Origin of the sequence: Deinococcus piscis, assembly GCF_014653275.1 — a bacterium.
Taxonomy (GTDB): Bacteria; Deinococcota; Deinococci; order Deinococcales; family Deinococcaceae; genus Deinococcus; species Deinococcus piscis.
On the sequence record NZ_BNAL01000024.1, the window covers coordinates 16,984 to 40,742 of the forward strand.

Below are 23,759 nucleotides of genomic sequence, written 5' to 3' on the forward strand. Positions count from 1 at the left end.
AAGCGAGCTTGCAACTGGTAGGAAGTGTTGTGCGCCTGGCTGTCTTGTGAAGCGAGTATAGACTCATCGTCTGGCATTTCTAGGACAAAAGCCCCGAATTCTTTACAGCATTCCTTAAAGCAGCGTGACCTGGTCACCACTCACTTCGACGCGCTGCCCTTCATCCAGGTTGGTCAAGATAACTGGGGTAATCAGGCTGGGCACCTGCGGACGAATGGTGTCCAGGTCGGCCCGCAGCAGCGGCTGACCGGCCTCGACCCGGTCTCCTTGGGCCACCAGCGGCGTAAAGCCCCGGCCCTGCAAATTCACGGTGTCCAGCCCCACATGAATCAGCACTTCCAGGCCACTGTCGGTCTTCAGGCCGATGGCATGCCCAGTGGGGAAGAGGGTTTGCACCGTCCCGCTGAGCGGAGCCCTGACTTCGCCGCTGCTGGGCTCAATGGCGAACCCTGGCCCCATCGCCCCGGAGCTAAACACAGGGTCAGGCACAGCGGACAGCGGCAGCACGGTGCCGGACAGCGGCATGACCCAGCCGTCCAAGCGGCCTGTCTGTGCGGGTGGCTCGGCCACGGCACGGGCCGGTGCCCCTACAGACTGATCCAGCGTAGACGGGTTCAGCGCTGCCGAATGACCCAGCGGCGCTTCGGCCAGAGCGGCTTGTGCGCCCGTGGCGGGCAGTGGCGCGGCGGCGCGGTCTGGATTCAGGCCGCTGCGGGCCAGGGCCAGCGTGCCCACAAAGGCCACTCCGAAGGAAATCACCATGCCCATGATGTAGTAGGGAATGGTATCGGCCCGAATAGAGATGATGCCGGGAATGCCGGCTGCGCCCAGCGCCACCGCCTTGGTGCCAAAGACTGTGATAAAGGCCGAGGCCAGGCCCGCGCCCAGCATGGCCGCGTAAAAGGGGTAGCGCAGCTTGAGGTTCACGCCGAACATCGCTGGCTCGGTGATGCCCAGCACCGCCGACACCCCAGCCGCTGAGGCCACGCCCTTCAGCTTCTGGTCACGCGTAGCCAACATGGCCCCGAAGGTGGCTCCGCCCTGCGCCATGTTGGACATGGCCGCGATAGGGAAGATAAACGAGCCTGCCGTGCGGGCCATGTCGGCCAGCAGCTGCGTCTCGATGGCAATAAAGGAGTGGTGCATGCCAGTAATCACAATCGGCGCATAGAAGAGCCCGAACAGGCCCGCACCCAGCGGACCGGCGGTGTCGTACAGCCAGGTCAGGAAAGCTGTCAGACCGTCGCCCAGGCTGCGCGTGAGTGGGCCCACCAGCGTAAAGGTGAGCACCCCGGTGATAAACAGCGCCAGCAGCGGCGTCAGAATCAGGTCCAGCGCGGCGGGGACGATGCGGCGGAAGAACTTTTCGAGGGTGGCCAGAATCCACGACAGGACCAGCACCGGCAGCACCGTGCCCTGGTAGCCTACTTTTTCCACGCTCAGACCCAGCAGGTTCCAGGTCGGCACCGTGCCTTCCAGCTTGGCCGCGCCGTAGCCGTAGGCGTTGAGCAGGTCCGGGTGGACCATGATCATGGCGAGCGCCGCGCCCAGATACGGGTTCCCGCCAAAAATTCGGGTGGCCGAAAAGCCGATCAGGACTGGCAAAAAGACAAACGGCGCATTGGCGAACATGTTGATGATGGCGGCCAGGTCGGCGTACTGCGGGTAGGCGTCAATCAGGCTGCGGCCCTTAAAAAATAGGTCCGGTGCCACCAGCAGGTTGTTCAGGCCCATCAGCAGGCCGCCGGCCACGATGGCCGGAATAATCGGCACGAAAATGTCCGACAGCAGCTTGACCAGCCGCTGTACCGGGTTGCCCGCTTCGGCCCCCAGTGCGCCGGCTTCCTCCTTGCTAACCTCCTGCACGCCGGCCAGTCGCACGAACTCGTCGTACACCCGGTTCACGGTCCCGGTGCCCAGCACAATCTGATATTGCCCGGCGTTCGAGAAAGTGCCCTTGGTGACCGGCAGGGCGTCGAGCGCGGCTTGGTCTACCCGGCTTTCGTCGTTCAGGACCAGCCGCAGCCGGGTGGCGCAGTGGGTGGCGGCGCGGACGTTGTCGCGCCCGCCGAGTGCAGCCAGGATGTCCCCGGCGGCCTGTGTGTATTCGTTCATAGGTGTTCCTCCAAAAAGTGAGCCAGCCGGGTCTGGTCCGGCAGAGCGGCCAAGGCCCCGCGCCGCAGGGTGGTCAGGGCCCCTACAGCGGCGGCCCGCCAGAGCAAATGCTGGACCGCTTCGGCGTCCAGGTCCGCGCTCAGCCGGTGCCCACGCCGCTGCATCTCAGCCAGGACTGCGCCCGTAAATGCGTCGCCCGCCCCGGTGGTGTCTACCGCCTCCACCCTGAAGCCCGGCACCTCGGCCAGCAGACCGGCGCGGGTGTGCCACTCTGCTCCGTGGGGGCCTTTGGTGTACAGCACGTGCTGGACCTGCCCCACGAGCAGCTCGGCCACCGCGCCCGACCGGGTCACGAAGGGCAGTTCGTCGTCCGAGACCTTGACCAGGTCGGCGTGTGGCAAAAAGTCCCAGACGGCGGCGCGGCACTCTGCTGGGTCAGGCCACAGCGGCAGGCGGATGTTCAGGTCAAACGAGACTCCGGCACCAGCGGCCCGGAAGCGCCGAATGGCCTCTGCGTGCGCTTCCCGCATCGGGCCAGGCACCAGCGATACCGAGCAAAAGTGCAGCAGGTCGCCCGCCTGCGGCTGCACGTCCAGGTCGCCCGGGCCGTACAGCATGTCGGCGCTGGGGTCGCGGTAAAAGGCAAAGGACCGCTCTCCACCCTCGTCCAGCGTCACGAAGGCCAGCCCGGTTTTGGCGGTGTCCGTCCGCCGGATATGGTCGGTGTTCACGCCCGCCGCCTGCGCCGCCCGCACCAGCTGGTCGCCAAAGGCGTCGCGGCCCAGCTGCGTGATCAGGGCCGAGTGCCCGCCCAGCCGCGCTGCTGCTGCGGCCACGTTCAGCGGTGCTCCACCCGGCTGCGGCGAATAGAGGCCACCCGGCTCGGGCACGAAATCAATCAGGGCTTCTCCGATGGCGTAGATCATTCCGTTTCTCCCAGCGGCCAGACTGTGCATTCCCCGCTGCCCTCCCAGCGCACCCAGGCTGCGTCCGGCCCAGGGAAAATGCGCCCGCTCAGCACCTGTTCGCCGTCATTCACGAACACTTCTAGGCTGGAGGTATCGCTGAATATCCGCAGTTCACGGACCTCGTGGACCGCCACGCGCCGGATATGGCCGCCTTTGCCGCCGTCCAGCCCTGCTTTGTCCAGCTCAGGCAGCTCACCGCTGTGGGAGCGGTCAAAGATCAACCACTCCCCGTCAAAGCTGAGCCGGGTGTAGTTCGGCCCGTCCACCCGCAGGTCCAGGCTGAATGGCCCCGCTCCCGGGCGCAGCAGCAGCTCAAAGCGCTCGCCCGCCTTCGCCTTTGCGTCTTGCGCTTCTCCGCGCAGGGCTACCAGCCCCGGCCAGGGCCGCTGCCGCAGTTGCCCGCCTTCCACGCTCAGCACACGCGGCAGGGTGAGGCAGTGCGCCCAGCCGTGCGTATCGGTGGGATAGGTCATGTCGGGCAGGCCCATCCAGCCGACCAGCAGCCGCTCGCCGCCCGCACCCAGGGTCGTCTGCGGGGCATAAAAGTCAAACCCGCCGTCCAGCTCGGCAAAGTCGCCATGCGTCAGTTGCCAGGTTTCCCGGTCCAGTTGCCCCAGCAGGTAGCCCGACTGATAGACGTTGCGCCAGCGCTCGCCCTGGCTGGGCAGGCCCTGGGGGCAGATCAGCAGCACGTCTGCGCCGTCCAGGTGGAACAGGTCGGGGCACTCCCACATGTAGCCGAACTCGCGCAGGCCGGTGTGCAGTTCGCCCACCAACGACCACTCACGGGCGTCGGGCGAGCGCAGCACCAGCGCCGCGCCGGTTTCATCCTCTCGCTGTGCGCCCAGCACCACGAAGAACTCGCCCTCCTCGGCCCACAGTTTCGGGTCGCGGACATGCTCGGTGTACCCGGCAGGTGGCCCGCTCAGAAACGGGGCGTCCTTGTGCAATGTGCCGTTCCAGTGGGCGGTCAGCTGGTAAGGCGTGCGCTGCCACGCCGCGTCCCGGTGATTGCCAGTGTAGGCGATCAGCAGCTCATCTTCTAGCGGCCAGGCGCTGCCCGAATACGCCCCGTGCGAGTCGTAGGGTGTATCCGGGGCGATGCCTACACCCAGATCTTCCCAGTGAAGCAGGTCAGGTGAGGTGACGTGCCGCCAGTATTTCAGCCCATGCACCGGCCCCAGCGGAAACCACTGGTAAAAGAGGTGGTACTGGCCCCGCCAGAAGCAAAAGCCGTTGGGGTCGTTGAGCAGGCCCGTCGGCGGCTGGACATGGTAGCCCTGCCGCCAGGGTGAAGCCGCCACCTGTGCCTGCAACTCGCGGAGCGTGTCCGCAGGCACCTGCTCTAGCGCGGTATAGCGTTGTTCACGGCTCCAGGCCTGAGCGCCCTGAGCCACAGGAAGAGATGTCATGTGGGGGTCAGCCTAGCAGGCGAGCAGAGCAAAATGATTAGAAATAAAGAATTCTGCTCAATTTTGCTCAGAGTGATAAACACAAAAAAGCGGCCCCGCAGGACCGCTTCTGCCGATTGGCCTTATACCCGCTTCAGCCAGGCGGTGCCGCCCTCAACGGCTGCACCGTGGCCCTCGGCAGGGCCGTAGCTCACGGCTGTGGCAAGCACCTCACCGGCAATGAACTCCTGCCAGGCTTGCGCCGCTTCCAGCGCATCGCCGCCCAGTTCCAGGCCGAGGTGAATCCGGTCAGACACCTCAAAGCCAGCGGCCTTGCGGCCTTCCTGAATGCCGCGCACCAGGTCGCGGGCCAGGCCCTCTAGCACCAGCTCACGGGTCAGCTCGGTGTCAAAGGCGACCAGGTAGCCGCTGTCCTCGGCGGCGGCCATGCCCTCGGGGGCCGAGGCGTCAATCAGCAGCTCTTCGGCGCTCAGCTCGAATTCGCCCAGGCGGGCCACTCCGCCGCCCTGCACGGTCTGGACCACTTCGGCGGCGTTCGCTTCAGCCAGGGCTGCTTTGAGCGCTGGCAATTGCTTGCCGTACTTTTTACCCACCACCGGCAGGTTGGGGCGCAGCGAGTAGGTGACCAGCTCGGTGCCTTCGCCCAGGTACTCCACCGCTTTCACATTCAGCTCCTCGCGCACCTGGGCTTCAGCGCGGCGCACTGCGCCTTCCAGCTCGGCGTCCGGCAGGCGCACTTGCACCTTCGCCAGCGGCTGACGCGCCCGCAGGTTATGTTGCCCGCGCACCGCCCGGCCCAGGTCCACCACTTTCATCACGGCGGCCATGTGGCGGGTCAGCTCGGTGTCCAGCCGCTCCCCGCGCACCTGCGGCCATTGTTGCAAATGTACGGACTCATCCTTGCCGCTGAGATTTCTAAACAGCTCATCGGCCAGGAACGGCGTAAACGGCGCGGCCAGCAGGCTCACCGTCAGCAGCGCCTCGTGCAGGGTGGCGTAAGCAGCGGTGTCTACGTTTTCCTCGCCGCTCATACTCGCTCCGCTCGGGCTACCAGGGGCAGCCCCGGCAGCCGGAGTGCCGCTCCAGAAGCGTGCACGGGAGCGGCGCACGTACCAGTTGCTCAGCTCATCCACGAAGCGGGCCAGCGCCTGCCCGCCTCCGCGCGCGTCGTAGTGTTCCAGCGCGTCCGTCACGTCACGCACTGTTTCTTCCAGGCGCGAGAGCAGCCAGCGGTCCATTTCGGGGCGCTCGCTGACTGCCGAAGCTGCACTCAGGTCGGGGCGGTCCAGGTTGGCGTACAGCACGAAGAAGGAGTACACGTTCCACAGCGTGCTCACAAAGCCGCGCTGTGCTTCGCCCACCAGCCGCTCGGAAAAGCGCTTCTGGTCGCCGGGGTCCGACGCCGTGAACATGTACCAGCGCACCGAGTCCGCGCCGTACTGGTCAAACAGCGGCAGCGGCGCGACCACGTTGCCTTTGGACTTGGACATCTTCAGGCCCTTTTCGTCCACGATGTGTCCCAGCGAAATCACGTTGCGGTAGGCGGGCTGGCCGTACAGCAGGGTCGAGATGGCGTGCAGCGAGTAGAACCAGCCACGGGTCTGGTCAATCGCCTCGCAGATAAAGTCTGCCGGGTAGTGCCGCGCGAACTCCTCGCCGCCCCGCACCGCGTGGCCTGCGTCATCCAGCAGCAGGCCCCACTGCGCGTAAGGCATCGCGCCCGAGTCGAACCACACGTCCAGCACCTCCGGCACCCGGCGGTATTCCTGGCCGCCTAAGGTAAAGGTGATGTCATCGATGTAGGGCCGGTGCAGGTCAAGTTCGCTCAGGTCTCGCCCGGTCAGCTGCTCCAGCTCGGCGCGGCTGCCCACCACTTTCAGGTCGCCAGATTCTGACATCCAAAACGGCAGCGGCGTGCCCCAGTAGCGCTCGCGGCTGATGGCCCAGTCCACGTTGCCTTCAAGCCACTTGCCGAAGCGCCCATGCTTGATATTGTCCGGCACCCAGTTGATTTTTTCGTTCTGGGCCAGCATTTCCCCTGCCATCTTCGCCGTGCGGATGTACCAGCCCTTTTTGGCGAAGTACAGGATGGGGTCGCCGGTGCGGTCATGGAAGGGATACCTGTGCTTGAGCGTGCCCGCCCAGAACATCAGCCCGCGCTCCTTGAGGTCGCGGATCAGGCCCTTGTCGGCGTCCTTGAAGAACTGGCCTTTTTCGTGCGTGACCTGCAAGATGCCGTGGTCGTCCACCCCGAAGATCAGCGGCACACCGTAGCGGCGGGCCACTTCCATGTCCTCCGCGCCGTAGACGGGAGCCTGGTGTGCCACGCCCGAGCCGTCGGCGGCATTCACGAAGTCGGCCAGCACCACGAAGTGCATCTGCGGGCGGCCATCTTCGCGGCGTTCGTGCAGCTCGCGGACTGCGCCCAGCTCCACCGCCACCTCCGGGAAGGGCGGCTCATACTCTGCGCCTTCCAGGTCGCGGCCCTGCAAGCGGGTCAGCACTTCCAGCGGCTCTTTGTCCTTGTGCAGGGCACTCAGGCGCTCTACGGCGTCCTCAGCCACGATGATGGGGCCAGCGTGGCTCTGCGCCACCACATAGGTCAGCTCGGGACTGACCGCTGCCAGCGTGTTGCTGGGCAGTGTCCAGGGGGTCGTGGTCCAGATCAGCAGGCTCAGGCCCTGGCGCTGCTCGCCACTCAGGGCGCTCAGGGCCGCGTGTGCCCGCTCCGGCAGGGTGTCCCACCGCACCGGGAAGCGCACGTACACGCTGGGGTCGTCCACCATGCGGTAAGAATCCACCTCGCCCAGCTCGGCCTTGGACAGCGTGGTGGAGATGCGGGGGCTGAGTGGCACCACCTTGTAGTCCTGGGCCAGGAGGCCCCGGCTATGCAGACGCTTCAGCAGATTCCACACCGACTCCACGTATTCCTGGTTGTAGGTCACATAAGGGTCATCCAGGTCCACCCAGTAGCCCATGCGCTCGGTCATGGTGTTCCACTCCTGAATGGTTTCCCAGACCGAAGTGCGGCACAGCCGGTTGAACTCTTCCAGCTCCTCGCGGCTCGCGCCGTGGTTGCGGCCCTGCAACCCCAGCTTTTTCTCCACGCTGATTTCCACCGGCAGGCCGTGGGTGTCCCAGCCGCCTTTGCGCGTCACGTGGTAGCCCTGCATCACCCGGTAACGGGGAAACAGGTCCTTGAAGGCGCGGGCCAGCACGTGGTGCAGCGCGGGCAAGCCGTTGGCGGTGGGCGGCCCCTCATAAAAGACAAAGTCGCCTTTGGGGGCCGGGCGGCTCTGGGTTTGCTCAAAGACCCCCTCATCTTTCCACTGCTGAAGGATGCGGGCTTCCAGCTCGGCGTAGTTGGGCTGGGAGGGAACGGGCTTGAAGGTTGGAGAAGATTGGGTCATGAAGGCTCCTTTTCAGCGCTGCTTCAGGGCAGACTCAGTGCTGGGACGCCTGCTGCGGCGCGGTACCACCCAACTTCGCCCTGGCCTGGGCCTTCATTGCAGCCCACTGACGGAGGGTGACCGGGCGGGTCTAGTCGGCGCTCCACAGGGCCTTTCTTCCGCCGGCGCGGGAGGAGATCTTCACATTCGGGCGTAGGTGTCAGGCTTGCACCGTCCCTGACTCGCTCATTCCCCGCTTTTCCGAAGCTACTGGCCTCACGTTCGCCTTGATTTGGCCCCCACTCTAGCAGAGCCTGCCTCCGGGGCAGTCCAGGTGGCATCTGCCCCAGGTGCCTGCCCGGGCAGACGCGGTAAACTGACCGCAGACCCATCCCCCCGACAACCTGTCAACCCAGGGCCTGCCTAAGCTAAGGAGAACCTATGAAATTTTTTATTGATACCGCCGTCATGGATGAAATCCGCGAAATCCACGCCTGGGGCGTGCTGGATGGCGTGACCACCAATCCCAGCCTGATCGTCAAGTCGGGCCGGGACTTCCGCGAAGTGGTGAGCGAAATCGCTGACCTGGTGGGCGGGGCCATCTCCGCCGAGGTGACCGGCCTGACCGCCGAAGAAATGATCACCGAGGGCCGCGACATCGCCAAATGGTCCGAGCACATCGTGGTCAAGCTGCCACTGACGCCCGCCGGTCTTCAGGCCTGCCGCACCCTTACGGGCGAGGGCATCAAGACCAACGTGACCCTGTGCTTTAGCGTGCCGCAGGCGCTGCTGGCTGCCCGCGCGGGTGCGACCTACATCAGCCCCTTTGCGGGGCGGGTGGACGACATTGGCTGGGACGGCATTGAGCTGATTCGGCAGATCAAGGAAGCCTACGTGCTGGGCGACATCGAAACCCAGGTGCTGGCGGCCAGCATCCGCCATCCGCAGCATGTGGTGCAGTCGGCTCTGGCCGGCGCAGACGTGGCAACCATTCCCTATAAGGTCTTTACGCAGATGGTCGCCCATCCCCTGACCGACGCCGGTATTGACGGCTTTATGAAGGACTGGGCCACCCTGGGCACGCGCCAGGAGAAACAGGCCGAATGACATTGACCTTCCAGGAACTGCGCGAAAAAATCCTGCCGGAGCTGCATCTCCTGGCCGCGCAGGCCGGCATTCAGGATTACCGCAAGCTCAAAAAGGACGCCCTGATCCTGCAACTGCTTGAAGCTCAGGCGGGCCAGGGCGGACAGCAGTTGGCCGAGGGCTACCTGACCGTGTCGGAAGATGGTTACGGCTTCTTGCAAACTGATCTGCTGGACGCAGGCAGCCGGGTGGCGCTGGTGACTTCGGGCCTGATCCGGGACTTTGCACTCAGAACCGGCGACCAGGTGATCGGTCTCTCGCGTCCGCAGCGCGACACCGAGCGCTATCCCACGCTGCTGAACGTCCAGGCGGTGAACGGGGTAGACCCCGAAACGGCCAAGAACCGGCCCCGCTTTGACGACCTCACGCCCACCTTCCCCGATCAGCAGCTGGTGCTGGAAGACCCCGGTATGGACGACGGTATTAGCCTGCGTGTGGTGGACCTGCTGGTGCCGATTGGGCGGGGCCAGCGCGCCCTGATCGTGGCCCCGCCCAAAGCCGGCAAGACCACCCTGATGAAAAAAATCGCCAACTCCATCGTGAAGAACTACCCCGACATTCACGTGATGGTGCTGCTGGTGGACGAGCGCCCCGAGGAAGTGACCGATTTCCGCGAAAGTGTGGCGGGCGCCGAAGTGATCGCCTCCACCTTCGACGAGCCGCCGCAGCGCCATGTGCGGGTGGCCGAGTTTGTCCATGAGCGGGCCCGCCGCATCGTGGAAGAAGGCGGGCATGTGGTGATTCTGCTGGACTCAATCACCCGCCTGGCCCGCGCCAACAACCTGGTCACGCCGCCTACCGGCCGGACCCTTTCGGGCGGCCTGGATTCCAACGCCCTGCACTGGCCCAAGAAGTTCCTGGGCGCGGCGCGCAACACCCGTGAGGGCGGCAGCCTGACCATCCTGGCAACGGCGCTGGTTGAAACGGGCAGCCGCATGGACGACGTGATCTTTGAGGAATTCAAAGGCACCGGCAATGCCGAGCTGGTGCTTAGCCGCCGCCTGGAGGAACGCCGCATCTTCCCGGCGCTGGATATCCTCAAGTCGGGCACCCGCCGCGAGGAGCTGCTGCTGGACCGGGCGGTGCTCGAAAAAATCTGGCTGCTACGCAAGGTCATTAGTGACATGGACCCCGCCGACGCGATGGAAATGCTGACCGCCCGCATGGGCAAGACCAGCAACAACGCCGAGTTTCTCCAGCAGCTGACGGGCCGTGGCTAAGACTCCCGCACAGGTCTTCGCACACGGCGGAGGCGTGCTGCACTGGCGCGAGTACGGCAGCGGGCCGCCACTGGTGCTGATTCACGGCCTGAGCGGCTCACGGCGTTGGTGGCGGCGCAACCTTCCGGCCTTTGCTGCGCACTTCCGGGTGTACGTGATTGAGCTGACCGGCTACGGCTCGGCTTGGCGTCACCGCGCCCTTGGGGTAGAAGGCTCCGCCGAACTGATCGGAGCCTGGCTGGAAGCGCAGAACCTGTATGACGTGACGCTGCTGGGCCACTCGATGGGGGGGCAGATTTCGACCATCGTGGCTGCGCGCCACTCTGAACGGCTGCGGGCGCTGGTGTTGGCCTGCGCTTCGGGCCTGCTCGAAACCGATCTGTTCCGCGCCGCCCTGCAACTGCCCCGCGCTGCCCTGACCGGGCGCTTCAGCTTTATTCCCACCGTGCTGTTCGATTCGCTGCGGGCCGGGCCCTTCAATGTGGTCCGCTCCACGCTGGACCTGCTGGGGCACCCGACAGGGGAGATGCTGCCCGCCATTGCCCTTCCTACACTGGTCATCTGGGGTGAACGCGACGCCCTGGTTCCTGCCGCTCTGGGCCGCACCCTGGCTGAGGCTCTGCCCAATGGCAAGTACGTAGAGATTCCCCGCGCCGGACACGTGGTGATGGTGGACCAACCGGACCGCTTCAACCGTGAAGTGTTAGGGTTTCTCAACTGTCTTGGGCGTACAGAAGACTCGCAAGCCTGCTGAAGCTAGGCCATCAGGTCGCTGAACGGGCGAAATTACTTTGCGAATTATAAAAATAGAGAATAGGAATCAAGAAGCAGAATCAAGGAGAGAATCGCATAGCGCGTGAAAATTTTCACTAATCAAATCAAAAAAAGGTGACTGGGCGGGCCTCTTTTATCCCACCCACTCCACGCCCCAGCCTGGACCCGGCGGCAGCTCCAGCTGTCCAGCTGTCCACTTCAGTCCAGCCACCGGATCAGCCGCCAGCAGCAGGGGAGAGTCCAAATCCACCCAGTCACACAGCGGGGCCAGCATCGCGGCGGCGGCCACGCCGAGTGAAGACTCGATCATGCAGCCAATCATGACTTCCAAGCCATACAGGCGCGCCAGCTCCAGTGCCCGCAAGGCCTGAAGGGGACCCCCCAACTTGGCCAGCTTCAGGTTCACGCCATCGAATGCCTCCGCCAAAGCGGGCACACTGCCCACCGTGTGCAAGCTCTCATCCGCAATGATCGGCAAGCGGGCCGAGCGCCGCAGCGCCGCATGTCCAGCGAGATCATCTGCGGGCAGGGGCTGCTCCAGAAATTCCACGCGGTACTCATCCAGCACGTCCAACATGCGCCGCGCCCGCGTCAGCGTCCAGGCGGCGTTGGCGTCCACCCGTAGAGTCACCGCTGGAGCCACATCACGCAGCGCGGCCAAAATGGCCTCATCCTGCGCGGTGCCCAGTTTCACCTTCAAAATGCCGTGCCCACGGGCCACCGCCGCCTCAGCCTGGGCCGCCATTTCCGGCAGGGCGGCCAGACCGACGGTGAAGCTGCTTTCCGGCACAGGGCCGCCCGGTAGGCCCAGGACTTCGCGCACCGGACGGCCCACGCTTAGGGCACACACCTCCAGCGCGGCCATTTCTAAGGCGCACTTGGCACTCGGATGATGTCCAAGCGCCGCGTCCAGCCGGGCCGCCAGCGTACGGAATTCCCAGGGATCACCTGCCACAGCCACCAGCCGCTCCAGCACAGCCGGGACCGTGGCCCCGGTTTCACCATAAAAGGCATTGGGGGCCGCTTCACCCCGGCCCGTGAGGCCGTCCAGGGTCCAGTCCACCCGCACCCGCTCATAGCTCGAATGGGTCCAGCGGGCAATACCAAAAGGCTGAGCGGTCTGCAACTCAAAGGGGGTCCAGGTGATCATTCTTTACTCTCCTTTCTGGGGCACTGTCTGTATACGGCCAAAGCCAAGCAGGTCACGCTCCAGCAGCTGGCCGTATTGGCCTTGGCCTAGCGTGTCTATGGCCACAGCCATGTGGTAAGAAGTGGCGTTCAGCACACGGCGGTCATCCAGCATCAACCCCACATGGCCGGGAAAAAAGGCCAGGTCGCCCGCCTGGGGCCGCTCGGCGGCGGGCAGTGCCAGACGCTGCGGCCCCGAGTCGCGTGGCAACACGGTCCCATACGCCGCGTGCAGCACCTGCATCAGCCCAGAGCAGTCCACCCCCCACGCCGAACGGCCACCCCAGCGGTACGGCGTCCCCAGAAATGCCAGCCCCAGCTCGGACAGCGTAGAGGGCAGCGGGCGAAACGCTGAACGGCTCACCCAGCCTTCCGGCCAGGCCAGGCGCTCCCAGAAGCGGCCCGGTTCACCTTCTACCACTTCACCAGAGAGCTGCACCTGACTGCCCAAGCTGAGGCGGCCCAGCACTGGAGCCGCTACAGTGGGCGCTGCGTAAACATGAGCACGCAGCGCTGTGACCGTGGACCAGCCACCTGCTGGCACTTGCACGGCGGCGGCCCTGGCCCAGCCCTCATACCCGTCCGCAGCCAGACGCACCCGTTGCCACTCGCCCACGTGTTCCAGCAGGGTCAGCTGTTCGCCCAGCAACACTTCCGAGATGGTTTCAGCTTGCGGGTTGGGCTCCCGGTGTAAGAAAGCCTGCCTCACCGCTCGCATCAGCTGTGGCCTGTCTTGAGAACATGGGCAATTTGGGCGGGCAATTCCCAGGCCAGGACATCGAACGCCGCCGAAGCCACGTCATATGGCACCTTGTGGAGCGTGACTTCCGGGAACCCGCCCGGCACGCAGTCCACCACCGCCACATCGGCCCCTGGCTCATGGTTCAGCGACAGCCCCACTGAACCGGGATCAAGAAAGGTCACTTCGCCCACGCGGCGCAAATAGGGAATATGCGTGCCAGCCGACACAATCAGCCGGGCCGGGAACTGCGCGGCCAGCACCTGCAATTTCTCCTCGGAACCGGCCAGGTCCAGTTTCTGCTCGGGGTCGTGCGGGCTGCCATGGAAAAAACGGATACGTCCCTCGGAAGTCCGGAGCCTTCCACCCACCGGCAGCGAGCGCAGGTAATCGAGCTGCGTAGGCAGCAGCACTTCGCGGGTCCAGCTGATCACCTGCTCGGCCACCCCGTGCCGCCCTTGCCGGTCACCCAGTGGCAGTGCCACCCGCAGGTCACTGGAACCCAAGCACACCAGATAGCCGCGCTGCTGCACAAAATCAATCACTGGCCCCGGATTGGCTCCGTAGCCCACCAAGTCACCCACCACCACCACCTGGTCCACCACCTGGGTGTCCAGAAACTGCGCAGCAGCCGTAAGGGCCTGGATGTTGGCATGAATGTCGCTGATAAAAGCCAGTCGCACGTTGGGTCAATCTTAGCAGCCTGCTCCGGAAAGGCAGCCCTATCATGAAGCGGTGCCTCTTTCCCCACACCTCCGCACCCTGACTGCCGGACTGCTGACCGGCCTGGCGACCCTGACACCTGCTGCACCACTGGCGGTTCTCCCGCTGGCAGTCTGGCTGGCCCTCGCCGCTGAGGACGACACTGCCCGCCGGATGGGGTGGGGGGCCTTCGGCTACGTGGGCGCTCACCTGTGGTGGGTGATGGTGCTGGCTGCCCAGGTCTTTGGCGTTGCTCCAGCAGGCTTGCTGGCGCTGGTGCTGTACGCCATAGAGGGCCTGTTCTTTGCCGCGCTGGGCTGGGCCGTCCTGCGACTCTTCCACACACCACGCCGCCGACTGTGGGCACTGGCCGGCGGCTGGGTCCTGCTGGAATACCTGCGGACCCTGGGCACGCTGGCCTTTCCCTGGCCCACGCTGGGCATGGTCTGGCTGGAGACACCACTGATTCAGATTGCCGACCTGGGCGGTGTGCTGCTGGCTTCCTGGCTGGCGGTGACCGTAGCAGCAGCTCTGGCCGACTGGCAAAGCGGCCACCGCCGCCCACTTGCCCTGAGTCTGGGTTTGCTGGCGCTCGCCAGCGCTTACGGCCTGAGCCGCAGCCCGGCAGAAGGCCCCAGCGCCCGCGCCTACTTGACCCGCACCGATGTGGACTCGTTCAGCCGTTTGGAAGGCGGCGCTTTGCTGCCCAGCTTGCTGGAGGCCAGTGCTGGGCGCGCCCCGGACGAGCCGGTCATCTGGTCAGAGACGGCCTTGCAGCGCGACCTGAATGAAGAAGCCCTCTTTCCTGGCCCTGGCATCAGCGGTGCAGGTCTCTCCTCAGGTGGGCTGAACACCGTCATCGCGCTGGACAGCCGCAACCGGGTGGTGGGGGAGAACCACAAGGGAAGGCCGGTGCCATTTGGGGAGACATTTCCTTTTCAGTTTCTGTTACGCCCGCTGTATACCGTGCTAGGCACCCTGACTGGCTTCAATCTGACCACCAGTGTGCAGCCCGCCCAGAAGATGGTGCCGCTCGACCTCAATGGCATTCGTTACGGGGCGTATGTCTGCTATGACTCGGTCTTTGCGTGGCCGGCGCGGCAACTGACCCGGCAGGGTGCTGAAGTACTGGTCAACGTGAGCAACGACTCCTGGTACGCTGCCACTGGGGTGCGCCAGCACTTCGACCTGGGCCGCGTGCGGGCCATCGAGAATCGCCGCTGGGTGCTGCGCGCCGTGCAGCGCGGCTGGGCCGGCAGTGTGGATGACCTGGGTCGCCCCCAGCAGGTGCTGCGCTCGGGGCAGGGCGGTCTCTCGGTGGAGTACCGCCGACTGAGCGGGCAGACCCTGTACAGCCGACTGGGCGACCTGCCCGCGTTGACGCTGGCTGGAGGCCTCCTCCTGCTTGCCAGTGGGCTCAGGCCCGGCGCAGCCAGAGGGCATAACACACCACACTCAACTTCAAAATAGCCCTTTATTGCCAAATAGAGGAGCGTCACAGTGATAAAATGACCCTTTCTTCACTTGTAGAACCTCCTCCCCGGCTCTGGACCCGCAGTTTCACTGTCTACTGGCTGGCCGGGTTACAGTCGGTGTTCGGCAATGCACTGACTGCTGTGGTGGTCGCCGTATTGGTCTACAACTTGACCGGCCAGGCCAGCGCGATGGGCTTCACGCTGGCGCTGGGGATGTTGCCCGCACTGCTCAGTCCGTTTGCTGGGGTGGTGGTGGACCGGGTGCCGGTTAGGCCGCTGCTGATTGCCGGAGATGTGCTGCGTGGTCTGCTGGTGCTCAGCCTGGCGGTGGGCCTGATGACTGGCCAGGCGGGGCTGTTCTGGCTAAATAGCGTGGTGCTGCTGAGCGGCTTGATCACAGCTTTTACCTCTCCGGCCACCTCCACGCTGCTGCCCCAGCTCGTCCAGCCCGAGAACCTCGCCCGCGCCAATGGCCTGATGGGGATGGGGACCCAGGGCGCCCAGCTGGTCGGCCTGCTGTCGGGAGCGGCACTGGCCTCGCTGCTGGGGCAAAGTCAGACCCTCGTGCTGGACGCGGCCACTTTCCTGATCAGTGCTGCGGCCTTGCTGCTGGTCCAGTTACCTGAGCGGGTCAAAGCGCCGGTCAAAGAAGGCTTCTGGTCAGCATTTCGCGCTGGCCTCCAGGTGCTGAAGCGTCACCCCGGCTTTGCGATGATTCCTGTGCTGGCGTTCGTGGTCAATGTGGCTTTTGCTCCTATGCAGATGCTGCTGCCTGAGCACCTGGCTGGGCTGGGGTTGCCAGAAAGCTTTTATGGTGTGGCCCTGGGCACTGTCATGGGTGGCATGCTGCTGGGAAGTCTAGGCGTGACCGCGCTGGGCCAGCGCTTTCAGCCTCAGCTGGCGCTGCCGCTGGGGCTGCTGGGCGGCAGCGCCAGCCTCGCCGTGATGGCGCAGAGTGCCTCACTGCCGCTGTTTTACCTGGCCCTCGCCACTCTGGGCATTGGCGTGGCCCTGACCAACACCGCCATCGCCTATCTGGGTCAGACCCTGATTCCCGAGGAGTTCCGTGGCCGCGTGTTCGGGCTGATTTCCGCAACCGCTCAGGCAGGGATGCCCCTGGCAATGATTGTGCTGGGTCCAGCCGCCGATACTTACGGCAGCCGCCCCCTATGGACCGGCGCAGCAGCGGTGATGTTCGTCAGCACCTGCGCGTGGCTGTACCTGTCCCAAGCCGGACGCCAAGCTCAGCAGGCCCCCTCTGGGTCTTGATTTGGGCACCAGGCATCAACTTGAAAGCCTCAGTTTTATTGCAAGTTGGGAGTGCTGATACTGGACCTCACTGAGAGAGGCCGTGGCCCTGATGGCCGCAGCACCCTCTGGGGGGAGGGTTTCTCAGTTCCTCACAGGTGGCTTCACTTGACAGTTTAATTTACTTCTTTATTCAGCGTCGCCTTTCGGGGCGACTTTTTTATGTACTGCGGATTGTGTGGCATGAAGATCGGTTATCGGCTGGAGCGACGCAAGCTGCTGTAGGCCAGTCCTGGTCGCGGGGCAGTTTCCGGAGGTTCGCAGATGGAGTCAAGCCTTCTTTGATCTGAAAGAGCAGTATTCCCATACCAGCTTGAGCATCTTATGCGGCTTGGTCATTTTCTTCAGCCCTGAATCCAGCAGAGGGTTGGAAGAAGCCCTCTCTTTCCTAAGTGGACTTAGGAAAGAAATAATAGATTACGTCTATCATTTTTCTACCCTACCTGTACCCCTCAGCGCCCCGCGCAGGCCCCTTCTCGTCCATTCTGTGGCCCCACCTTCGTAGGGCCCAGTTTCTTCAGTCGTCAGGTGTTCAGGTCCTTCTCGGTCTGGGTGGTAAAAAAGTGCACTGCTTGAGGCAGCACGCGGGCTTTGAACGGCGTCGTCTCCACATGAATCTCGCCATCGAACTGAAGCGGGAACGGGTCCTCCGCCACGACTTCAATCTCACGGGCTGTAAAAGTTTCTAGGTTGTCGCTAAATGCGGGATCACCCAGCTTGAACTTGGCCTTGAGCGAGTCAAGCAAGTTGGCGCCCAGGCGCAGGATGTTGCCTTCCTTGAGCAGAATGACCGTGAACTGGCCGTCATTCGGGCTGATGTCCGCCGTGATGGGAATGCGGTAGTTCGCCATCCCAAGATTGGCCACCATCACCCCGATACCCGTAAAGGTACGCGGCTGACCGTCCGCCACAATGTGAAAGGTGGTGGTGGGCGGATTGATCTGGCGCATGGCCGCCATGACATAGGCCATGGTCCCGAAATTCTTCTTGAGTGGCTCGCTTTCTTTGATCATGCTGGCATCTGCGCCTGCACCGGCCAGCATGGCAAAGCCTTTGCGGTCACCGTCGCCAGTTTCCAGCTCACCCAGATCCAGGGCAAAAGTGTGTCCAGAAAGCATCAGCTGAAGCAGGGCCTGCGGCTCATCGGGAATATCCAGGTTCAGCGCAATCAGGTTGGCCGTACCTGCAGGAAACGCCAGCAGCGGAATCTGGGTGCTGCGCTGCGCCATGGCGTAGGCCAGAGCGCTGACGGTGCCGTCTCCCCCAGCCCCAATGACTGCCGCGTACTCGTCAAGGTCATGAATGAACTCGCGCATGGGGCGCTCCCCTTCCAGTGCGCGCTCCGTGAGGGGAATGCCCTGAGCGCGCAGCAGGTCAAGCAGTTCGGGAAGTGAGCTGTCACCCTGGCCACTTTTGGGGTTGAAGATAACCAGTACGCCTTTTTGCAGCAAGGTTTCGGTGAACTGTGCGCCAGCCGAACGCTGACCTGAAGCCGCCATATTGGGGGGGGTGGTTTGACCTGATGTCATAACTCTCATTAGACTGCAAATGCGGAGGAGATCACCATGAAACGAGTCCTGTTTTCTTTAGTTTTTGCCGGCAGCCTGGCTGCCTGTGCCCCCACCCAGCAAGCGCCTGTTCAGCAGGCTTCTGTCACCCCAGTTCTGATTAAGACTTCGGTGGCGGCGGCGCGCGGCGACACGCTGACCATCCAGGGTCGCTACCTGGGCGGTGCCCAAAACGGCACCGTTCGACTGACGGACAGCCAGGGCGAGGGCGGCTACGTCTTTCCTGCTTCAGCGGTGCAGTCTTGGACCGACAGCCAGATTGTGCTGACCGTGCCTCAGAATGCTCCCGTTGGCGGCCACTGGCTGTTTGTGGAAGTGGACGGCCACCGCAGCACCGGCCTGCAATACTCTGTGCGCCAGTAACGTCGGTAGCCGGGAGGGTCTCCAGCTGGAGGCCCTTTTTTTGTTGGTAGACTCGCCTGCATATGGCTATACAGCGCCCCAAAGGAACCAAAGACCACCTGCCCGGAACTCCGGGAACCCCTGAGATTCAGGCTGCCGCCCACGCCCATATCCAGCATGTCGCTGCACAGCTATTGGAGCGGGCTGGGGCGCAGTTCATCGCCACTCCTATCTTTGAGGAGGCCGAACTGGTGCAGCGTGGCGTGGGCGGCAGCACCGACATCGTCCGCAAGGAGATGTTCACCGTGTATTACGCCGGGGACCACGGCGGCTACGTGCTGCGCCCCGAAGGCACCGCGCCGGTGGTGCGGGCCTACTTGGAAAATGGTCTCAAGCAGCTGGGCAGTCCCCTGAAGCTCTGGACACATGGGCCCATGTTCCGCGCTGAGAACGTGCAAAAGGGCCGCCTGCGCCAGTTTCATCAGGTGGATTACGAGTGTCTGGGCAGCACGGACCCGCTGGCCGACGCCGAAGCCATTGCGCTGATGTGGGACATTGTGACCACACTGGGCCTGAAAGGCGTCAGCATTCAGCTCGGATCTATCGGTGATCCGGAGGACCGCGCTGCATACAACGACTACCTGCGCGGGCTGTTTACGCCGCGTCTGGCCGAACTCTCCGAGGACTCCAAAGACCGCCTGAGCCGCAATCCGATGCGGATTCTGGATTCCAAGAGTGAGACGGATCAGGCCATCATTGCAGAGCTGAATGTAAAGCCCATGCTGGACTTCTTGGGAGCCGAAGCCCGCGATCACTTCGGGGCAGTGCAGGGCCACCTGCAGGCCTGGGGCGTGCCCTTTGAGATTGACCCAAGCATTGTGCGGGGCTTGGACTACTACCGCCGCACCGCCTGGGAACTGCACCACGCGGGCATCGGGGCCAAGTCGGCGCTGGGCGGTGGGGGCCGCTACGACGGACTGGCGCAGGAACTGGGAGCCAAGGAAGAGGTGCCCGGCATCGGCTGGGCGTTTGGCATTGAGCGCATCCTGCTGGCCATGGCGGATGAGGGTGTCCCTTTTCCGCAGGGGCCCAGTCCTGCCCTTTATCTGGCGGCACTGGATGGGGACTACATCCCTTTGGCCGCAGCACTGACCCGGCAGGCCCGCGCAGTCGCTGGAGCTGATTTCAGCTACCGCAAGCGCGGCGCAGGGCAGGCATTCAAGGAAGCGGACAAGAAGGGGGCGACCTGGGCCGCCGTGATCGGCAGCAACGAGGCTGCGCAGCGTCAGCTCACCCTCAAGCACCTGGGCAGCGGCGAGCAGGTGGCCGTGCCTTTTGACGAACTGAACACCTTCCTCAAGGAGAACGCATGAAAAGAACCGCACTCATCGGCGAACTGAACGCCACCCACCTGGGCCCCGTGACCTTGCAGGGCTGGGTCACCCGCCGCCGCGACCTGGGCGGAATGATTTTCTTTGAGCTGCGTGACCGCTCCGGCACCGTGCAGGTGCAGGTGGACCCGGAGCAGACTGAAGCATTCGCCCAGGCCGGCGAGCTGCGCGCCGAGTATGTGGCCGAAGTCACTGGCACCTTCTCGCAGCGCCCGGAAGAGCAGCGTAAGGGTGGCCTGGCTGACTACGAGGTGCTGGCTGCTGGGGTGCAGATTCTCAACCGCGCCAAGACGCCGCCGTTTGAGCTGGACAAAGGCGGCGACGTCTCCGAGGACGTGCGGCTGCGCTACCGCTACCTTGACCTGCGCAGGCCGGAGATGCAGCGCAATTTGATGCTGCGCTCACGTACCTGGGCGGCGATTACCGAATTCATGGAAGCCGAAGGCTTTATCAATGTAGAAACGCCGATGCTGACGCGCTCCACGCCCGAGGGGGCACGGGACTTTCTGGTGCCCAGCCGCCTGAACGCGGGCGAGTTCTACGCGCTGCCGCAAAGCCCACAGCTGTTCAAACAAATGCTGATGATGGCGGGCTATGACCGCTACTACCAGATGGCGCGCTGCTTCCGTGACGAGGACCTGCGCTCGGACCGGCAGCCCGACTTTACCCAGCTGGACTTGGAAATGAGCTTTGTGGACCAGGAAGACGTGCTGGAGATGAATTCCCGGTTGCTCCAGCACATCTTCCGCCGCGTGCTGGACCGCGAACTGAGCCTGCCTCTGCCCCGCCTGACCTACCAAGAAGCAATGGACCGCTACGGCTCCGACAAGCCGGACCTGCGCTTTGAGCATGCCTTCAGCGACGTGACGGACCTGTTTGCAGGCGGCGAATTCAAGGCCTTTGCCGGTGCAGAAGCGGTCAAGGTCATCGCCGCACCGGAGCTGACCCGAAAGACTATTGACGAGCTGGAACGCATCGCCAAGCAGAACGGCGCGGGCGGTCTGGCATGGCTCAAGCGCAGTGGTGACAGCTTTACCGGCGGCATTTCCAAGTTCGTGACGGGCATCACGCCGCAGTTACTGGAGCGCACCGGCGTCGAGGACGGGGGCACGCTGCTCTTTACGGCGGGGGCATGGCGCACAGCTGTAGAGGCGTTGGGCGCGGTGCGCCTCAGCCTGCGCGACCTGTTCGACTGGACGGCAGGCGGCCCCGAGTTCGCGCCGCTGTGGGTGACCGACTTCCCGCAGCTGGACTATGACGCAGAATCCGGCACCTGGACCTACATGCACCACCCCTTCACCTCCCCACACCCCGAAGACGCGGCGCTGTTCGGCACTGAGCGACAGCACGAAATCCGCGCTCAGGCCTACGATCTGGTGATGAACGGCTTCGAGATCGGCGGCGGCAGCGTGCGGATTCACAATCCTGAAACGCAGCGCCAGATGTTCCGGGCCATCGGCCTGAGCGACGCAGAAGCGCAGGAAAAGTTCGGCTTCTTCCTTGAAGCGCTGGACTACGGCACCCCCCCACACGGCGGCGCGGCCTGGGGCTTTGACCGCTTGGTGATGGTGCTTAGCGGCGCGCCCAGCATCCGAGACGTGATTGCCTTTCCCAAGAACAACCGTGGGCAGGACCTGATGGCGGGTGCGCCTTCGCCGGTAGCAGACGGGCAGCTGGAGGAGTTGGGCCTGAAAGTTCAGGAGTAAGCAGTGGCCCTGCCCCGGTGGGTGGGGCTTCTTACTGGCATGATTTGTGAAATAAAGATTTTATTCTAAAAGTTGTGAAGATTTTATTTTATATAGATTATCCTTCCCCAACTGGAGCCCCGGCAAAGCGATGTAGCTTGGGCAGCGCCGTAATTGGTCCCGTCCACCGGGTAATGGGTTGTCTGCTGAGGCTCTATGCTTGCGCCTGCTGGAGTCCCCTTTTCTGAAAAGTAGCAAGGGCAGTCAGAGATAACCGACAACTAAGTGAAATAAATTTCCAATATCTTTGCTTGTGAATGTTTGGTCTATCCCTGCTGCTGGTCGCCACAAAGCTGGCTGCAACCAGCAGTTAGACTGCCTGACGTGCAGATAGCCGATCTCCCCGTTCTTCCTGTCACCTCCGGCGTGTACATCTTCCGCAAGGGGGGCACGCCGATTTATATCGGCAAGGCCAACAACCTGCGCGGGCGGGTGATGCAGCACTTCAAAGCGGGCGGCAAGAGCGGCAAGTTTACGGCGCTGGCCGACGAATTGGAATTCATTACCACCCGGAACGAAGTCGAAGCGCTGGTGCTGGAAGCCAACCTGATCAAGCAGCACCGCCCGCACTACAACGTGCTGCTCAAAGACGGCAAGCACTACCCTTTTCTCAAGCTGACCAACGAAGCGTTTCCGATGCTAATCGTGACGCGCAAGGTGCTCAGCGATGGCGCCAGCTACTATGGCCCATACCCGGACGCCTCCGCAGTGCGGCGGGTCAAGCACTTGATCGACACCATGTTTCCGCTGCGCAAGAACTCGGGCCTGCCGATGAAGCTTAAGCCCCGTCCCTGCCTGAACTACCACATGGGCCGCTGCCTGGCCCCCTGCATCCAGGCAGCCGACCCCATCGCCTACGCGCAGGTGGTGGACGACGTCAAGGCGCTGCTCGAAGGCCGCGCCGGACCAGTTGTCAAGCGGCTGCGTGAAGAGATGAAAGACGCCGCCCAGAGGCAGGACTTCGAGATGGCCGCTCGGCTGCGTGACCGCGTCGCGGCAGTGGAAAAGCTGTTCGGCAACGAGCAGCACGCCTTTATCAGCGACGAGAGCGACCTGGACTTTTTGGGTGTGGCGCAGGCGGGGGAATACGCGATGGTGCAGCTGTTCCGCATGCGCGGCGGGCGGGTGGTCAGCCGTGACAAGCGCTTTTTGAGCGCCGGTGAAGCCAGCACCCCCGGCGAAATCCTGACCGCGTTTATGCAGGACTACTACACCCAGGCCACCCACCTGCCGCCGCTGGTGCTGCTGCCTGCCGAGCTGGAAGATATGTCATTGTGGGCCGAGTTCCTCTCGGAGCGGGCCGGGCACCGGGTGAGCGTGCGCCTGCCCCAGCGCGGCGACAAGGTGGACCTGGTCGAGATGGCACAGCGCAACGCAGGGCATGGCCTGGAGTCCGAGCTGGCCGTGCTGGAGCGGCGTGGCGATCACCCCGGCCTGGACGCCCTGCGCGAGGTGTTGGCCTTGCCGGACCGGCCCTGGCGCATTGAGGGCTACGACAACTCCAACCTGTTCGGCACGCACATCGTTTCCGGGATGATTGTGCTGGAAGGGGGCCGCGCCCGCAAGAGCGAGTACCGCCGCTTCAAAGTGCGTGGCCTGGACCATCCCGACGACTACGCCGCCATGCGCCAGACCATCTTCCGGCGCTTTACGGGCAGTCTGAGTGACAAGTTGCCGCTGCCCGACCTGCTGCTGATTGACGGTGGACGCGGCCAGGTGAACGCTGCACTGGACGCGCTCAAGGAAGCGGGCGTGCAGGTGCCGGTGGTGGGCCTCGCCAAGCGTGAGGAAATCATCGTGTTGCCCAGTCCCTACGGTGCCCAGTGGTGGCTGACGGGCGGCACCGTGGTGGGCGACGGCAAAGAGCTGCTGCTGCCGCACACCCACCCAGCGCTGCGGGTGCTGATCCACGCCCGCGACGAGGTCCACCACTACGCCGTGAGCTACAACCGCAAGCTGCGCGGCCAGGCGATGACCGCCAGTATCTTTGATGACCTGCCTGGCATCGGCCCCAAGCGGCGGGACACCCTGCTGGAGCATTTCACCAGCTTGGAAGAACTCAAGGCTGCGGATGTCCGTGAAATCGCCGCGGTGCCGGGGATGGGCCTCAAGGCGGCGCAGGCGGTCAAGGACTTTTTGCAGACGCGGGTTTAGCCTTGTTGAGTTGGGGCTGCGTCCTGAGCGGGCGTGGGGGCGGGTGTATGCGGTGCGTGACCGCTGGAGGTGCAGGCCACCTTGCAAGCCTTGGCCCAGGCTGAGGAAGCCCAGGGTTATCAC

General features: G+C 64.0%; 17 protein-coding genes. 9 read left to right on the plus strand and 8 right to left on the minus strand.

What is annotated here, in order from left to right; translation table 11 throughout:
- Positions 1-114 precede the first annotated feature (114 nt).
- The 4 genes from IE158_RS09525 to ileS form a co-directional block, all read right to left on the minus strand.
- Positions 115-2,115 (minus strand): sucrose-specific PTS transporter subunit IIBC, encoded by a 2,001-nt coding sequence (locus tag IE158_RS09525; RefSeq protein ID WP_189643437.1) that lies wholly within the window; start codon positions 2,113-2,115, stop codon positions 115-117.
- Complete coding sequence (locus IE158_RS09530) at positions 2,112-3,041, minus strand: carbohydrate kinase family protein (RefSeq protein WP_189643438.1); 930 nt, start codon at positions 3,039-3,041, stop codon at positions 2,112-2,114. Before IE158_RS09530 ends, IE158_RS09525 begins: the two co-directional genes overlap by 4 nt.
- On the minus strand, positions 3,038-4,495 hold the full coding sequence (locus IE158_RS09535; RefSeq protein ID WP_189643440.1) for a sucrose-6-phosphate hydrolase: 1,458 nt from the start codon (positions 4,493-4,495) through the stop codon (positions 3,038-3,040). Before IE158_RS09535 ends, IE158_RS09530 begins: the two co-directional genes overlap by 4 nt.
- Before the next feature lie 122 nt (positions 4,496-4,617).
- Positions 4,618-7,905 (minus strand): isoleucine--tRNA ligase, encoded by a 3,288-nt coding sequence (gene ileS / locus IE158_RS09540; protein ID WP_189643442.1) that lies wholly within the window; start codon positions 7,903-7,905, stop codon positions 4,618-4,620.
- 420 nt (positions 7,906-8,325) lie between these two features.
- Between ileS and fsa the strand changes: the two genes are divergently transcribed.
- From fsa to IE158_RS09555, 3 genes are read left to right on the plus strand one after another with little or no spacing between them, the layout of a single operon-like run.
- Positions 8,326-8,991 carry a fructose-6-phosphate aldolase gene (fsa, locus tag IE158_RS09545; protein ID WP_189643443.1) on the plus strand — a complete coding sequence of 222 codons (666 nt, stop codon included), beginning with the start codon at positions 8,326-8,328 and terminating at the stop codon, positions 8,989-8,991.
- Positions 8,988-10,250, plus strand: coding sequence for a transcription termination factor Rho (rho, locus tag IE158_RS09550; protein WP_189643445.1), 1,263 nt, complete (start codon positions 8,988-8,990; stop codon positions 10,248-10,250). Before fsa ends, rho begins: the two co-directional genes overlap by 4 nt.
- Positions 10,243-11,004, plus strand: coding sequence for an alpha/beta fold hydrolase (locus tag IE158_RS09555; protein ID WP_189643446.1), 762 nt, complete (start codon positions 10,243-10,245; stop codon positions 11,002-11,004). The genes rho and IE158_RS09555 overlap by 8 nt, the downstream gene beginning before the upstream one ends.
- Before the next feature lie 153 nt (positions 11,005-11,157).
- Here the strand turns inward: IE158_RS09555 and IE158_RS09560 are convergent, their stop codons facing one another.
- The 3 genes from IE158_RS09560 to IE158_RS09570 are packed head-to-tail and all read right to left on the minus strand — an operon-like array spanning position 11,158 to position 13,634.
- Positions 11,158-12,174: a dipeptide epimerase gene (locus IE158_RS09560; protein ID WP_189643447.1), complete on the minus strand. Its 1,017-nt coding sequence runs from the start codon at positions 12,172-12,174 to the stop codon at positions 11,158-11,160.
- A gap of 3 nt (positions 12,175-12,177) precedes the next feature.
- Positions 12,178-12,930 (minus strand): C40 family peptidase, encoded by a 753-nt coding sequence (locus IE158_RS09565; protein WP_268248070.1) that lies wholly within the window; start codon positions 12,928-12,930, stop codon positions 12,178-12,180.
- Positions 12,930-13,634 (minus strand): metallophosphoesterase family protein, encoded by a 705-nt coding sequence (locus IE158_RS09570; RefSeq protein ID WP_189643451.1) that lies wholly within the window; start codon positions 13,632-13,634, stop codon positions 12,930-12,932. Before IE158_RS09570 ends, IE158_RS09565 begins: the two co-directional genes overlap by 1 nt.
- A 52-nt stretch (positions 13,635-13,686) precedes the next feature.
- Between IE158_RS09570 and lnt the strand changes: the two genes are divergently transcribed.
- Positions 13,687-15,123, plus strand: coding sequence for an apolipoprotein N-acyltransferase (gene lnt / locus IE158_RS09575; RefSeq protein ID WP_229839037.1), 1,437 nt, complete (start codon positions 13,687-13,689; stop codon positions 15,121-15,123).
- A gap of 38 nt (positions 15,124-15,161) precedes the next feature.
- Positions 15,162-16,397: an MFS transporter gene (locus tag IE158_RS09580; RefSeq protein WP_189643453.1), complete on the plus strand. Its 1,236-nt coding sequence runs from the start codon at positions 15,162-15,164 to the stop codon at positions 16,395-16,397.
- Positions 16,398-16,960: 563 nt separating this feature from the next.
- Here IE158_RS09580 and IE158_RS09585 read toward each other — a convergent pair.
- Positions 16,961-17,965, minus strand: a complete 1,005-nt coding sequence (locus IE158_RS09585) for a diacylglycerol/lipid kinase family protein (protein WP_189643455.1) — start codon at positions 17,963-17,965, stop codon at positions 16,961-16,963.
- Positions 17,966-18,001: 36 nt separating this feature from the next.
- Between IE158_RS09585 and IE158_RS09590 the strand changes: the two genes are divergently transcribed.
- The 4 genes from IE158_RS09590 to uvrC all read left to right on the plus strand — a co-directional run bounded on the left by IE158_RS09590 (position 18,002) and on the right by uvrC (position 23,636).
- The gene (locus IE158_RS09590) at positions 18,002-18,367 is read left to right on the plus strand and encodes an IPT/TIG domain-containing protein (protein WP_189643456.1); all 366 of its coding nucleotides are present in this window, start codon (positions 18,002-18,004) and stop codon (positions 18,365-18,367) included.
- Positions 18,368-18,429: 62 nt separating this feature from the next.
- On the plus strand, positions 18,430-19,719 hold the full coding sequence (hisS, locus tag IE158_RS09595) for a histidine--tRNA ligase (RefSeq protein ID WP_189643458.1): 1,290 nt from the start codon (positions 18,430-18,432) through the stop codon (positions 19,717-19,719).
- The gene (aspS, locus tag IE158_RS09600) at positions 19,716-21,443 is read left to right on the plus strand and encodes an aspartate--tRNA ligase (RefSeq protein ID WP_189643460.1); all 1,728 of its coding nucleotides are present in this window, start codon (positions 19,716-19,718) and stop codon (positions 21,441-21,443) included. The genes hisS and aspS overlap by 4 nt, the downstream gene beginning before the upstream one ends.
- Positions 21,444-21,806: 363 nt before the next feature.
- Positions 21,807-23,636 carry an excinuclease ABC subunit UvrC gene (uvrC, locus tag IE158_RS09605; RefSeq protein WP_189643462.1) on the plus strand — a complete coding sequence of 610 codons (1,830 nt, stop codon included), beginning with the start codon at positions 21,807-21,809 and terminating at the stop codon, positions 23,634-23,636.
- Positions 23,637-23,759 lie beyond the last annotated feature (123 nt).

Bases quoted from the DNA above. Each gene is read 5' to 3' on its own strand.
- IE158_RS09580 (WP_189643453.1), top strand. From the start codon at position 15,162: ATGACCCTTTCTTCACTTGTAGAACCTCCTCCCCGGCTCTGGACCCGC.
- IE158_RS09590 (WP_189643456.1), top strand. From the start codon at position 18,002: ATGAAACGAGTCCTGTTTTCTTTAGTTTTTGCCGGCAGCCTGGCTGCC.
- IE158_RS09585 (WP_189643455.1), bottom strand. From the start codon at position 17,965: ATGACATCAGGTCAAACCACCCCCCCCAATATGGCGGCTTCAGGTCAG.
- IE158_RS09535 (WP_189643440.1), bottom strand. From the start codon at position 4,495: ATGACATCTCTTCCTGTGGCTCAGGGCGCTCAGGCCTGGAGCCGTGAA.
- aspS (WP_189643460.1), top strand. From the start codon at position 19,716: ATGAAAAGAACCGCACTCATCGGCGAACTGAACGCCACCCACCTGGGC.
- ileS (WP_189643442.1), bottom strand. From the start codon at position 7,905: ATGACCCAATCTTCTCCAACCTTCAAGCCCGTTCCCTCCCAGCCCAAC.
- IE158_RS09525 (WP_189643437.1), bottom strand. From the start codon at position 2,115: ATGAACGAATACACACAGGCCGCCGGGGACATCCTGGCTGCACTCGGC.
- IE158_RS09560 (WP_189643447.1), bottom strand. From the start codon at position 12,174: ATGATCACCTGGACCCCCTTTGAGTTGCAGACCGCTCAGCCTTTTGGT.
- IE158_RS09565 (WP_268248070.1), bottom strand. From the start codon at position 12,930: ATGCGAGCGGTGAGGCAGGCTTTCTTACACCGGGAGCCCAACCCGCAA.
- rho (WP_189643445.1), top strand. From the start codon at position 8,988: ATGACATTGACCTTCCAGGAACTGCGCGAAAAAATCCTGCCGGAGCTG.
- fsa (WP_189643443.1), top strand. From the start codon at position 8,326: ATGAAATTTTTTATTGATACCGCCGTCATGGATGAAATCCGCGAAATC.
- IE158_RS09530 (WP_189643438.1), bottom strand. From the start codon at position 3,041: ATGATCTACGCCATCGGAGAAGCCCTGATTGATTTCGTGCCCGAGCCG.
- hisS (WP_189643458.1), top strand. From the start codon at position 18,430: ATGGCTATACAGCGCCCCAAAGGAACCAAAGACCACCTGCCCGGAACT.